General features: G+C 66.4%; 15 protein-coding genes and 2 pseudogenes. 9 read left to right on the forward strand and 8 right to left on the reverse strand.

Features of this window, described 5'->3' with window-relative positions; genetic code table 11:
• Nucleotides 1–64 precede the first annotated feature (64 nt).
• Both PE067_RS06375 and PE067_RS06380 read left to right on the forward strand, forming a co-directional pair.
• The gene (locus PE067_RS06375) at nt 65–562 is read left to right on the forward strand and encodes a LysR substrate-binding domain-containing protein (RefSeq protein ID WP_276188431.1); all 498 of its coding nucleotides are present in this window, start codon (nt 65–67) and stop codon (nt 560–562) included.
• Nucleotides 563–813: 251 nt separating this feature from the next.
• Nucleotides 814–1,564, forward strand: a pseudogene (locus PE067_RS06380) (IS5 family transposase).
• Nucleotides 1,565–1,598: 34 nt separating this feature from the next.
• On the opposite strand, the gene PE067_RS06385 reads toward PE067_RS06380, so the two are convergent.
• From PE067_RS06385 to PE067_RS06400, 4 genes and pseudogenes are all read right to left on the reverse strand, one after another.
• Entirely contained in the window at nt 1,599–1,730 is a 132-nt protein-coding gene (locus PE067_RS06385; protein WP_276188364.1) for a hypothetical protein, read from the reverse strand.
• Between the two features lie 65 nt (nt 1,731–1,795).
• Nucleotides 1,796–1,903, reverse strand: a pseudogene (locus PE067_RS21805) (LacI family transcriptional regulator); the annotation flags it as partial.
• 6 nt (nt 1,904–1,909) lie between these two features.
• Nucleotides 1,910–2,326, reverse strand: coding sequence for a hypothetical protein (locus PE067_RS06395; protein WP_276188365.1), 417 nt, complete (start codon nt 2,324–2,326; stop codon nt 1,910–1,912).
• A 43-nt stretch (nt 2,327–2,369) separates the two neighbouring features.
• Nucleotides 2,370–2,648 (reverse strand): LacI family DNA-binding transcriptional regulator, encoded by a 279-nt coding sequence (locus PE067_RS06400; protein WP_276188366.1) that lies wholly within the window; start codon nt 2,646–2,648, stop codon nt 2,370–2,372.
• A 121-nt stretch (nt 2,649–2,769) separates the two neighbouring features.
• Here PE067_RS06400 and PE067_RS06405 point away from each other — a divergent pair, with 121 nt between their 5' ends.
• The 5 genes from PE067_RS06405 to PE067_RS06425 are packed head-to-tail and all read left to right on the forward strand — an operon-like array spanning nt 2,770 to nt 6,208.
• Nucleotides 2,770–2,916 (forward strand): hypothetical protein, encoded by a 147-nt coding sequence (locus tag PE067_RS06405; protein WP_276188367.1) that lies wholly within the window; start codon nt 2,770–2,772, stop codon nt 2,914–2,916.
• Between the two features lie 13 nt (nt 2,917–2,929).
• On the forward strand, nt 2,930–3,379 hold the full coding sequence (locus PE067_RS06410; protein WP_276188368.1) for a solute carrier family 23 protein: 450 nt from the start codon (nt 2,930–2,932) through the stop codon (nt 3,377–3,379).
• Nucleotides 3,367–4,101, forward strand: a complete 735-nt coding sequence (locus PE067_RS06415; protein ID WP_276188369.1) for a solute carrier family 23 protein — start codon at nt 3,367–3,369, stop codon at nt 4,099–4,101. The genes PE067_RS06410 and PE067_RS06415 overlap by 13 nt, the downstream gene beginning before the upstream one ends.
• A complete protein-coding gene (locus PE067_RS06420) occupies nt 4,101–4,295 on the forward strand; it encodes a hypothetical protein (RefSeq protein WP_276188370.1) in 195 nt (64 codons plus the stop codon). The genes PE067_RS06415 and PE067_RS06420 overlap by 1 nt, the downstream gene beginning before the upstream one ends.
• Nucleotides 4,295–6,208 (forward strand): TSUP family transporter, encoded by a 1,914-nt coding sequence (locus PE067_RS06425; protein WP_276188371.1) that lies wholly within the window; start codon nt 4,295–4,297, stop codon nt 6,206–6,208. Before PE067_RS06420 ends, PE067_RS06425 begins: the two co-directional genes overlap by 1 nt.
• 133 nt (nt 6,209–6,341) lie before the next feature.
• Here the strand turns inward: PE067_RS06425 and PE067_RS06430 are convergent, their stop codons facing one another.
• The 3 genes from PE067_RS06430 to PE067_RS06440 all read right to left on the reverse strand — a co-directional run bounded on the left by PE067_RS06430 (nt 6,342) and on the right by PE067_RS06440 (nt 9,226).
• Entirely contained in the window at nt 6,342–7,760 is a 1,419-nt protein-coding gene (locus PE067_RS06430; RefSeq protein ID WP_276188372.1) for a lanthionine synthetase LanC family protein, read from the reverse strand.
• 121 nt (nt 7,761–7,881) lie between these two features.
• The gene (locus PE067_RS06435; RefSeq protein WP_276188373.1) at nt 7,882–8,715 is read right to left on the reverse strand and encodes a hypothetical protein; all 834 of its coding nucleotides are present in this window, start codon (nt 8,713–8,715) and stop codon (nt 7,882–7,884) included.
• A gap of 274 nt (nt 8,716–8,989) precedes the next feature.
• Nucleotides 8,990–9,226 carry a hypothetical protein gene (locus tag PE067_RS06440; RefSeq protein WP_276188374.1) on the reverse strand — a complete coding sequence of 79 codons (237 nt, stop codon included), beginning with the start codon at nt 9,224–9,226 and terminating at the stop codon, nt 8,990–8,992.
• A 429-nt stretch (nt 9,227–9,655) separates the two neighbouring features.
• Here PE067_RS06440 and PE067_RS06445 point away from each other — a divergent pair, with 429 nt between their 5' ends.
• Nucleotides 9,656–10,366: a hypothetical protein gene (locus PE067_RS06445; RefSeq protein ID WP_276188375.1), complete on the forward strand. Its 711-nt coding sequence runs from the start codon at nt 9,656–9,658 to the stop codon at nt 10,364–10,366.
• 349 nt (nt 10,367–10,715) lie between these two features.
• Nucleotides 10,716–11,366 (forward strand): hypothetical protein, encoded by a 651-nt coding sequence (locus PE067_RS06450; RefSeq protein WP_276188376.1) that lies wholly within the window; start codon nt 10,716–10,718, stop codon nt 11,364–11,366.
• A gap of 96 nt (nt 11,367–11,462) precedes the next feature.
• Here the strand turns inward: PE067_RS06450 and PE067_RS06455 are convergent, their stop codons facing one another.
• Nucleotides 11,463–12,389: a TRAP transporter substrate-binding protein gene (locus PE067_RS06455; protein WP_276188377.1), complete on the reverse strand. Its 927-nt coding sequence runs from the start codon at nt 12,387–12,389 to the stop codon at nt 11,463–11,465.
• Between the last annotated feature and the right edge of the window lie 72 nt (nt 12,390–12,461).

Here is a 12,461-nt window from a genome sequence, read left to right on the forward strand (position 1 = left end):
GCGAAGCTACGTATTGCTAAGGTTAAAGAACGACTTCCATACTGTGTGACAGCACTCGCATCGCCTGCCTGAAATCATTTCGGAATTCGGGCGGCGCTATCCCGGCTTGCAGCTTGAGGTCTCGGTGGTTTCGGCGGCGGAGGTGGTCGAGCGGCTGATCAGCGAACGGGCTGAAATCGGCTTTGGCTTCGTCACAGACGAGAATCCGCAGGTCAATGTGGCCTTGCAGCGCGATGTCAGCATCGGCGCCATGCTGCGCCACGACCACCCCCTTGCGGGCAATCGCGGCCCGATCGAGCCGCGCGAATGTCTGGGTTATCCGATGGCGATGGCCACGCCCGAAATCTCGATCCGCAAGGTGGTCGAGCCCTTTCTGATGCAGGCGACCAACACCCTGCCGCCGCTGGTCGAGGTCGATTCCATCCGCATGCTGGTCGAGCTGGCGCTGACCGGGCGCTGCGTCTCGATCACGACGCCCATCGGCGCGCAGACCGACATTGCCGAGGGGCGCCTGATCTTTCGCCCGCTGTCGGAGGAAGTGAACGAAATCGCTTTGGCCTGATGATCCGCAACGGCACGAACCTGCCCCTGGCGGCGGCGGTCTTTCTGGACCACGCACGCAATCAGTTCGCGCGGATCGAACTGCCCGGATCAGGCAGCTGGCGACGATGATGCGCTGCTTTCGCCCGCCGGTCAGGATGGCGGTTCCCGGTGGCTCAGGACCCATTGATTTCCGACTGGCGGCGTGATTCATCTAGCCCGAAAAGCGAGCGGTGACCATGTCTGGATCTTTTTTGGCTGACGGACGCGCAGATGGCGCGTCTTGAGCCTTTCCTGCCCATGTCCCACGGTAAGCCTCGCGTCGATGATCGACGCGTTAAGCTGGATTATCTTCTATCAATCGCAATGGTTTACGGTGGCAAGCGATGTCTCCGGCAGCCTGGCGGTATTACCCGCACAAGACACTATACAGCCGAGCGGTGCTGTGGAGCGACAAGGGCATCTTTGCCCAAATGATGGCGGTCTGCTGCCGGGCACGGCGAAGCAGGGTAGCGACCGTGATGATCGACGCCAACTTACCTGAGCTGGCCCACCGCACCGCGACCAGCATGGGCGCGGTGCTGGGGGCGTGGAAGCGCCTGATTGGTCGCGGTCCGGGGGCGGTGCATGAACACCAAGTTGCACCGCCATCTGCGACAGCCAGTGCGCCCCTCAACCTGTTCGTCACTGCCGGGACGAGGTCAGCTGATTACATCGGCGCGCGGGCATTGCTGAGCTGCTCGCCGGATGTCGATTGGCTGCCTGGGGATCGCGCTATGACGCCGTGACTGGTCGAGACAGCGTTGAAAGACAAAGGGATACGCGCCTGCATCCCAGAGCCAGAAGCAGCGGAAGAGGCACCGCCGTGTACGACAAGCGTCGGTACAAACGGCGCAACCGGATCGAGATCATGTTCGGCAGGCCTCAAGGATTGGCGGCGTGTGGCGACCTGGCACGACCGCTGCCCTTAAGCGTATTCTTGCCAGCAATCGCACTGGCTGCCCCCGCCATCTACTGGCTTTGAAATCCCAATGGCGTCCAGACCCTAGCGGGCGGGTTCACCTTCGGCGGTGTCGGCGGCGGGTCATCAGGCCCGCCCGGAATGACCGATGACAGGCGCGCACCAGTTCCGGCAGTCTGGCCTGTGCGCTGCGGCCCTTGCCCTCGATCCGCTCCAGCAGAAGCTGCACGGCCTGTCCGCCACCGCAGGCAGGTGGAGATCCACCGCGGTCAGAGGGGGCTGCGACAGTTTGGCCTGCAGGCCGTCATAGCGCGTCACGATGCGTAATTGCTGCGGAACCTTCCGGCCCAGATCCTGCGCCGCGCGTACGGTGCCGCTGGCAAAGGCGTCGATGGCGAAAATCCCGCGTCAATGCCGGGTTCGGCGCGCAAAAGCCGCAAGGTGGCGCGATAGCCCGCTTCCTCGCCCTCGGCCTCGTCCGCATGCGCCGTGGTTTCGGGGCGGTGGGCATGATCGAAACAAGGCGCGATAGGCCGCCTCGCTCATGATCTGGCTGGTGCGGGGGCTTGTCCCGATCAGCGCCGCGACGTGACGGCAGCCCTGATCCGCCAGATGCGCCAGCAGTACTTTGGCGGTTTCGGCCGAGCGGATATCGACGGCGGGGATGTCGGGTCTGCCCGGCACCGTCCCGGATTGACACGACCGGCGTGCTGCGCGTTTCGAAATGCGCGACCATGATCGTCTCTGCATCGGTTCGACCAGAATCACCCCGTCAAAGCCCGCCATGCTGCTGGCGCGGGCGGTCGGATGCGGCGGATCAGGCACAACGCCAGATTCCGGGTCAGCGCCGACATCGCGGCAGAGGCGGCTATTTCCACAGGGAAGCCCGTGCCCGTGACGGACCGGCTGCCACCGTAAAGGGCATGGACGAGGCCAGCGCGATGGTCCCTGTCCGCCCGCTGCGCAGTGCCCGCGCCGCACTGCTGGGATGATAGCCCATCTGCCTGGCAAGCGCCTGGACACGCGCCCCGGTTTCGGGATCCACATGCCGCCTGCCGCTGAAGGTGGGCGAAACGGTGGTGACCGAAACGCCCGCCGCCTTCAGCCGATGAATCCGAAATTGTTGGCCTGCTCGGTGCGCCCTCATTCGTCGTCAACCCGCAGCATAGCATGACAAAACGATTTGCATAAGGCGGAATCCATGTTAGCAAAACCATAAGCAAAACGATTTGCACAACGCAAACGACCATCTACAACAGGGAAAAAACATGACAAGCGACGCAATTCCAACCGACCCCGTGGACGAGATCCTGCCGCTCAAGAGCCTGATTCTCTATGGTTTCCAGCATGTGCTGGTGATGGCCGCATCGCCGATCACGGCGGTGTTTCTGGTCGCCCAGACCACTGGGATTTGATCTGGCGCTGACCGTGTCGATCATCAGCGCGACCTTTCTGGTCTGCGGCATCGGCTCGATCCTGCGAAGTTTCGGCACCGCCGGTTTCGGCGCGCGACTGCCCTTTATCATGGTGCCCGGTGGCGCGCCCATCGCGATCTTTCTGGCCATCGCCACCCAGACCGACGTGCAGACCGCCGTGGGCGCGGTGCTGATGACCGGGGCTTTCTATTTTCTGGCCCTGCCGGTCTTTCGCCGGTTGCTGCGGTTCTTTCCGCCCATCGTGGTCGGCACCATGCTGCTGCTGGTCGCGGTCAATCTGGTCGCGATCTATGGCGGCACCATCACCGGACGCCCCGGCAGCGAAGGCTTTGCCGATCCGGTCAATGTCCGGGCTGGCGCTGGCGACCATCGGGCTGGACGATCCTGTTCGCGCGCATCTTTACCGGCACCTTGCAGCGCATCGCGGTCATGCTGGGGCTGATCGCCGGCACGCTGCTGGCCGCCGCACTGGGGCGGCTGGACCTGACCGGCGTGATGAGCGGGCCGGTCGTCGCGGTGCCGCATCTGTTCCCCTTCGGGATGCCCAAGTTTGACGTCATCGCCGCACTGCCGCTGATCATCTTTTCGATCATCTCGATGGCAGAGGCGACCGGCCAGACCATCGCCACCGCCGAAATCGTCGACCGCAAGGGCGATGCCCATGCCATCGTGCCGCGCACCATCCGGGGCGATGCGGCCATGTCGATCCTGGGCGGCATGTTCGGCACCTCGCTGATCATCACCTCGGGCGAGAATGTCGGCATCGTCCGCGCAACCGGCGTGCGTTCGCGCTATGTCACCGCCATGGCGGGGGTGATTCTGGTGGTGATCGCGCTGATCGCGCCGGTGTCGCGGCTGGCCAGTGTCCTGCCCGGCCCGGTCGTGGGCGGCACGGCGGTCATCGTCTTTTCCATCATCGGCGTGATCGGCATCCATGTGCTGAGCCGCGTCGACCTGCGCGGGCATGGCGCGATGTTCACGCTGGCCGCGGGTCTGGCAATGGGGCTGATGCCGATCCTCGTGCCCGGCGTCTACAGCCAGTTCCCGCAATGGACGCAGATGGTTCTGGGCAACGGTCTGGCGGCGGGCACGATCACGGCGGCCGTCGTCAATGCGCTGTTCCAGATCAGCGCCCCCGCAACCCCCGAAAAGGAACACGACTGATGACCGACCTGCGCCAGACATTCGCCACGACCGAGGACGTGATCCTCGCCCCCGGTCGCCTGCTTCTGGACGACGGCCCGCGCCCCGGAATGGCCGTGCTGCTGCGCGGGGGACGCTTTGACGAAATCGCCCCCCCGCCGCCTTGCAGGCCCGCCATCCGGGCGCGCGGCTGGTCGAGTTGCCGGGGCACCTGATGATGCCGGGCTTTATCGACACCCACACCCACCTGACGCAATCGCTTGGCAAGTCGCTGGTCTTTGGCGAACCGTCCGAGATCTTTCGCCGGATCTGGGTGCCGCTGGAGGGCAGCCTTGACGAGCATATGGTCTATCTCTCGTCAAAGCTGGCGGCGCTGGAATGCCTGCGCGGCGGCTTTACCACGGCGGTGGATGCGGGCACCCGTTCCGCCGGGCATATCGGCGGGCTGGTCGATGCCGCGCGGGAAACCGGGCTGCGGCTAGTGGTGGCGCAGATCTGCAACGATCTGGTCGGGGCGGCACAGATCCCCGACCGGGCCGCGATCCTGCACGCGGCCGAGGCGCATCTGGCGGCATATGAGGGCGATCCGCTGATCCACGGCTCGCTGGCGATCTCGATCCCCGAGGTGGCCAGCGACGCGATGCTGCGCGATATCTCGCAAATGGCCGCGCAGGCGGGCGTGACCTTCCAGACGCATGTGAACGAGCATCTGGTCGCGGTCGAGCGTTCGCTGGTCGCAAACACCCGCCGTCCGCTGGAGCATCTGGCCCATGTCGGCGCCCTTGGCCCGCAGACGCTGATCGCGCATTCCACGCTGATCACACCACATGAGCTGAACCTGCTGCACGACAGCGGCACGGCGGTCGCCTATAACCCCGTGGCCTCGGTCTGGAAGGGGAACGCCGTCGCCCCGGCCTTGCAGATGCAGGCGCTTGGCATCCGCTTCGGTCTTGGCACCGATGGCGCGCGGGCCGACGGCTTCCGGCTGATGGATGCCGCCGAGACGATGCAGCGCGCGGGCTATGGCCTTGCCTCCGGCGACAGTTCCTGTGGCGGGGGCTGGCTGTGGCTGGACGCGGCGACGCGGATGGCCGCCGATGCGGCGCGGCTGTCGGCGGTGACCGGGCGGATCGCGGCGGGGCTGGCCGCCGATTTCCTGCTGGTCGATCTGGACCGGCCCGAGTTCACCCCCTCGCATGATCTGGACATGGGAACTGGTGCGCTATGGCAACCGCGATCAGATCGACGCGGTTTTCACCAACGGCAGGCTGCGGCTGGTGCAAGGCTGGCCGGTCGATTGGGACGCCCGCGCCCTGATGCAGGAGATCCGCGCCACCGCTGCCCCCGCCATCGCCGCCGCGCCGATCCAGCGCATCCACCCCACCGCCGACAGCCTGATCGCAACGAGGCGCGCGTGACCCTGACCGTCTTTCTTGCTCTGTCGCTGCTGGTCGGCGGCGCCGCATTTATCCAGGGCGCGGTCGGCATCGGCTTTGCCCTGATCATGGCGCCGATCTTCGGCTTTGTCGATGCGACCTATCTGCCGGTGACGCTGCTGATCCTGATGCTGCCGCTGAACTTTCTGGTCGCCTGGCGCGAGCGCGAGGCCATCGACCGCCCCGGCGCAAGCTGGATTACCGTCGGGCGGTTCTTTGGCACCTTTCTGGGCATGGCGGTGCTGGTCGCGCTGTCGGTGCGCCAGCTTGAAATCGCGGTCGGGCTGCTGACCATCCTTGCCGCACTGATCGCATTGCTGGCGCCGCCCTTTTCGCCCGGACGGCCGTCCGCCTTGGGCGTCGGGCTGTTTACCGGCGTGACCGAGACGCGCGACCGGGATCGGCGGCCTGCCGCTGGCGCTGCTGTATCCAGCACGCGTCCGGGGCCGGCGCTGCGCGCGATCGTGGCCACCTGCTTTCTGGTCGGAGAGCTGATCTCTCTGGCGGTTCTGCTGGTCGCCGGGCGTGTCGGAACTGGTCAGCTTTGGGCGGCGCTGGCGCTGACGCCGGCGGTGCTTGCGGGCAGCTGGCTTTCGCGCCATGTCCATGCCCGCATCAACGGCCCTGCGCTGCGGCTGGCGGTGCTGATCTTTTCCATCGTCAGCGGGGCGGCGCTGATCCCGAAGGGATGACACCGTTGCGCATCGCACCTCCCGGCCCCGACCGCGTTCGACGTCCTGCACGGCGCGGCCGGGGCCGATCTGAGGCTGGCCTTCCGCGCCCCTTGTGACGGCAGGGTCGCGGGCACTGCATGCGGGTCGCGCATCAGGCTGCCATCAACCCACAGGGCGCGGGCCGGGCGGTGTCGTCTGAACAAGGGGCCACCGCGCCCGTTCCGGGACAGTGCCGAGCGCAACGCACAGCAGCGCGGTTCCCAGTGGTCCCTTGCGCAAGCCGCAGGGCGGTCGATCCATCGACCGCCAACGGTCGACCGCCGTCATCGCCAGCCGCCCGGCCTGCGCCAGCCATGCGGCCTCTCCGGTCACGCGAAACAGCGTCAGCGCCCGCAAAGCCCTGTCCCGTCATGCCGCAGCACAGGTCCGGGTTGATCACCCCGGTATCGACGGCGTGACGGCCTGCCCGGATCGCGAGATCCAGAAAACGCGGCACCCCGAGAACCTCATACGCCTTTGCCCAGAGCCAGACGAAACCCGCGCTGCCGCTGCACCAGCCGGGCGCAAAGGGCAGCGTGTGCCGCGTGACGCCGGGCAGGGCCAGGGTGCCCGGCCAGCACAGCCCCTGTCCGGCAGGATGACCAAGCGCGGCCAGTTCGTCCAGACGGCGGCCCAGCCCGGCGGGAAGCGCCATGCCCGCCGCCGGGCATGCGAAAAGGGTCGCAAAGATCAGCCCCGCCCAGCCATGGGCCAGCCCCAGATGGGGCAACGGGACGCAATCGGCAATCGCGGGCCAGTCGTCGATATCACGCCACAGCGCTCCTGCCTGCCGGCGCGCCCATTGCGCCAGCGCCGCAGTATCCAGCCCGTGCCGGGCCCCGCCACGCAGCAGATGCGCGGCGGCCCAAAGCATCCCGGCGCGCCCGTCGAGAAAGTCGAGAGCATCCGGCGGTTGCCCGCAACCGGCAAGGAAGGCCGCAATCGCCTGTGCCTCGCAGCCGCGATCCCCCCGCGCATGATGTGTCGCTGCGGCAAGCGCGGCGGTCGGCCAGCCGGAACCGGCCTGAGCGCGCGTGATCCACAGATCCGCCGAAGCAAGCAGGTCCGGATCCCCGCGCCTGCGCGGCGGCCAGCGCGAATTGCGCCAGATCCGCCTCGGCGGTGGGATCGTCCGCCTGACGGTCCCAGTCCGCGACCCGATCCAGCCACGCCCCGAGGAATGCCGCGCCCGCGCCGTCCTGCACCACCCGACGCGATCCGGACCGGGCGGGGGATGGCCGCCGCAAAGGCTCCCGGCGAAGGCCGCGACATCAGCGTGGCGCGCGGCGGGATCCCTGGCAAGCGCGCGCGCCAATGCCCGTTCGGCATCCGGCCAGGGGGCGTGACCGCATGCGGAAAAGGGCAGCGGCGCATCACGCAGGACATGTTCCAGCAGCGCGGTCTGTTCGGCGGGAAATTCGGCATAGTGGCGCCCGGTCAGAAAGTGATAGAGCAGCGCGGCCAGCGAATATTGTTCGCCGCGCGGCACCGCCGCAGGCGGCAGCATCCCGTTCAGCAGGGCGCGGGCCATTTCCGGTCTCGTAATAATGGGGGATCCCGGCACGGGGTGGCATCCGGCAGGCGGGGGCGCATCCCCGGCGCCATGCGGATCGAAGAACCGGCCGCGCCCGAAATCGATCAGCGAAAGGCGATCATCTCCGGCCACAACGATAGGCCGCCCGGATGGATGTCGCCATGCACGATCCTCGCCCTGTGCAGAACCGCATAGGTTTCCAGCAGACGCACCCCCAGATGGTGCAGCCGTCCCCTGTCGCCCGCAGCGCGCGCCCGCTGCGCCACGCTCGAAATCGCCTCGCCCACGCGCCATTCGCTGGCGATGAAGGCCCGCCCTTCGTCGGTGCCCTGGTGCCGACAAGGGCCGGGGCGATACCGCCGCCAAGACGGCGCAGGATGGCCGCCTCGGTCGTCAGAATGGCGCCAGTCGCGGATGAGGTGGCGGAGGACATGGCATCGCGCGCGATCTTCAACGCCACATGCCGGCCATCGGCGGTTTCTGGCAAGATGGGACCTCCTGGTATCTTCCAAGACCCGGATGGTCGTCGACGATCCGAAAGCCGGCCACGACATCGCCGGGGATCAGGGGCCCGGCCGCGCGCCTGCGCCTGCGCAACCGTATCCGCCGGCATCAGAAACCCTTCCAGGATCAGCCGGTCCAGCGCGTCGAAAGCATCGTCAAGCACCGCCATCGGATCGCGCCCGCGCGCGTTGGCATAGTGCAGGACGGCATCGGTCAGGCGGCGTGGCGGGTCGAACCCGGCCAGCAGCGCGGCAAGGCCTGCCGAAACCAGACGGGTCGTCGCGCGGGTTCCGTCCCGCGACAGCGCGACCTGATCCTCGGGGTCACGCATCGGGTCCAGTAGCAGCGCACTCATGGCGCGGGCAGATCCGGCACCGGGCGTCATCCGCAGGCCGGGCGCCCGGACGAACAGCGCCCCCGCCAGATCGGGCCCGCCATCGGCGCCCATCGCGCCACCTCTGCATCCCAGATGCCCGGCTCGGGGCACCACAAGACGGGATCGACACCGTCAAGCCCAAGCCTGTCGCGGGCATAGACCGCTGGCGCGACACTGCCGCACGCCCGCGCCGCGACAAGCGCGCGTGCCAGACGCGCCGTGACCCGTAGCCCGCCAGCTTTGTTCCCGGCCATGCCGCCGGGGCGGGTCCATGCCCCCAGGACAGCAACCCCTGACCCGCCAGTTCGGCGGTGAAGGGCACGCCCTGCGCCGCACAGCCATCCAGTCAACGCCAGACAGCGCATCCGCGACCCGGTCCAGATCGGCGCGCGGCGAAACAGGCAACGATCTTGTCGGCGCGCAGCAACCCGTGCAGATCGCGCCCGACCTTGAAGGACCGGACGTCGCGGCGGGCAAAGACCTTGGCGATACGGGGAATCGCCCCGCCCATCTCCTCGGGCCGGGGGCTGACATAGAGCTGGAAGGACGCATCCGCCAATGTCGCGGCATCGGCCGCGCGCATGCGTCCACGAAAACCAACGCCGGATGAGCCGAAAACAGATAATCCCCTGCCAGAACCCTGCGCGCCGCGCCATCCTGCCAAAGCGAAAGCCATCCCCCCACCCTCTCCCCCGGCGGGAGGATGCCGTCCCATTGCGCGCCATCAGGCACGGCCCCGTAGCGATAGAGCCGCCAGCCAAGGGCGACCGCATCGGCCATGTCCAGCGCGGCGCCATATTGCACCCCCCGCATCGACAGGTCCGACAACCGGCCCGGGGCCGCTGTTGCCGCAACCGGCGCGAAAACCGCGCCATGCGCCAAGGGGCCGCAGACGAAACCGCCCCCGGCTTCGATCTCCAGCACCCCGTCCAGAACAAGACGCGCCAGCGCCCGCCCGACCGCAGCATCCGCCGGTGCTTCGTCGCGCAGCCGCCCGCGCAAAGCAGCCGCAATGACCGCCTTGCTGCCATGCGCGGATGGCTGCGCATCCTTGTCGCCTCGGCTTTTGAAACGGCGATCGAGAAGGCAGACGAGCCTCGACCGGGCTGCGGTCGGCGGCCCGCCCATCACTCACCCAGCCAAGTTGCTTGATCGCACTTTCAAGCTCGGCGCGAACGGCACCGATTTCGCGCCCTTGCGGGGCGCTGACCGTCGCCGCCTTGTCGAGATAGGCCACCGTTTCGGCCAGTTGCTTGCGCAGACGCCCCAGTTCGCTGACCCGGTGCAATTCCCTGCCGTGGTGAACGACGGGGGTGAGGGTCGGGGGAATGGTTTCGAAAGACGTGCCGCCGCAATCCGGGTTGACCAGCCCGACCTCGCCGCCAAGCGAGGCATAGGCGGCCGCAGCGACCACGGCCGCGCCGACATCCTTGATCGCGCCCGCGATGACCGGGTTGCCTTCAAGGCCGGCAGTCTGGATGGCGACCCCGATCCCGTCGAAGTTCTTGGACTTGATCGCCTCCAGTATCGTGCCCCGCACGATTTCGACGACATCGAGCCGCGTCAAGACGCTGGCGATGGGCGAAATGGGGGTCGGCGGGGTTTCATCGTCCGGACCCGGCATCCAGGCGCCGCCGCGGCCACCACCGATCCTCACGACAAGATCCTTGATCAGGAACTCGTTTCTCATTCGATCCGATTGCATTTCAACCTCCCGTTCTGAATTACAACAAGAGGTGACGCAGCCTGAAGCAAGCCTTTGATCAACGCGTAAAGGCAAGCCCCGATAGGCGCCCCTGACCCCCGAAAACCGGGCGAGATGTATATGTTCAGGTCGCCTGTCTGTTCCGAAAAGTCTTTGCAGTCTACGAATTTCCGGCCGGATTGTCCAGCGCCAACCCGATGGGTTTTGTTGCATCCCATGTGGTTGTGGCAGGGGGGCAGATCGGTCGTGAACACGCCGGACGGGCTGGATTTACGGGGTTTCATGCACGGATTGCCCCTGGAAATTCCTCTGGCGCAGCACCCCGAAGCGATGGGATAACGGGCATGACCCGGCGGCGGAGGTGATCATGCGGTATTTCGATTTCAGCAGTTGGCAGGGGGTCCTGACCACCCTGCTGGGCCTTGCGCTGTTCGCGCTGATCGGGGTCGGTATCAGGGTGCTCATGCTGCTGACCATCCAGCAGCGCCAGCAGCGCATGAACCGCCAGATCAACGAACGGCTGCGCACGCTGATCGCCGCCTACAAGGTTCTGGGCGGCTCGTTCACCGGCGAATTGCGTGTTGATCCGACCCATCTGCGCGACCTGCGGCAGCGCACGGCCGAAACCGGGCTGGCTGACGCGACGGGTTCCGACCGCGCCCGACGCATCCGCGATGCGGTCGAGGCCGCGCTTTCGGACATCATCCTTCTGGGCACCGAGGAACAGGTGCGTCTGGCCAGTCATGCCGCGTCAGAGATGGTCTCCGGGCGGCCGGTCCAGACCGCCGAACTGGTCGTCTCGCTGCGCGACTTCATCCGCAAGGCGCTGGATCTGGAGCCGATGCCGGCAGATGTCGCCATCCCCTTGCAGGGTCCGGTGCGACAATCGGGCAGTTCCTCCAGAAGCAGTGGACGCGGAGAGGGCGGCGGGGGCGGTGGCGGCGGTATGAGGGGCATGGGTGGTGGCGGTATGGGCATGGGGATCGGCATCGGCCGCCATGCCGACGATGGATCGTGACCCCTGCCGGAATGGCACCACAAAGGCCGGGCACGGCATGACGAACAGCGGCAAATGGCTTGCCGCTTTTATCGGTTCGAGGAGACCGCGATCCTGTTACTGACCAGCCGCCTGCGCGCCGAGAGACATAGCTGTCATAGAAAATTCAGCGACGCGGAACCATTCTGAAACCTTCTTCGCGGAATTCTTCCATTCGGGATAGATCTTGGCCCATGCCGGACTTTTCTGCCCATATTCATCATAGAGCGCGAAAGCCTGCTTATAGGCTTCGTCCATCACATCGCGCGGCAGCGGACGCAACTGCGCCCCCTTGCCGACCAGCGACCGGATCGCCGTCGTGTTTTTCACATCGTAAAGCGACTGCATGTTGATATTCGCGGCATGGAATGCGGTATCCAGCGCGGCCTTGTATTCATCCGGCAGCTTTTCCCATTCGCCGGGATTGATGAAGAAGTGGATGGTCAGCCCGCCTTCCCAGAAGGAAGGATAATAGTAATAGGGCGCGATCTGATAGAAGCCGAGCCGCTCGTCGTCATAAGGCCCGACCCATTCGGCGGCGTCGATGGTGCCCCGTTCCAGCGCCGGATAGATATCGCCGCCGGGCAGCTGCTGCGGCACCACGCCAAGGCGCGACATCACATCGCCCGCGACACCGGCGATCCGCATCTTGATCCCTCTCAGATCCTGCAGAGAGTTGATTTCCTTGCGGAACCAGCCGCCCATCTGACTTCCGGTCGCCCCGCCCGGACGCGCCATCAGCCCGTGGTCCTTCAGGAAATCGTCATAAGCCTCATTCCCGCCGCCATGATAAAGCCAGGCATTCTGCAACCGCGAATTCAGCCCGAAGGGAATGGCCGAGCCAATGGCGAAAGCCGGATCCTTGCCGGTGAAACAATAGCCGCAGGTATGGGCGATTTCCACGGTATTCCCGGCCACGGCATCAAGCGCCTGCCCGCCCGGAACGATCTCGCCCGCCTGAAAGACCTGAATTTCGAATTTCCCGCCGGTGCATTTCCTTGACACGCTCGGCCGCGTAAACAGCGCCGCCGTAAATCGTATCAAGGTTGTTCGGAAAACCCGAAGTCAGCCGCCAGC

The sequence above is a fragment of the Paracoccus sp. DMF-8 genome, assembly GCF_029309835.1.
Lineage (GTDB): Bacteria > Pseudomonadota > Alphaproteobacteria > Rhodobacterales > Rhodobacteraceae > Paracoccus.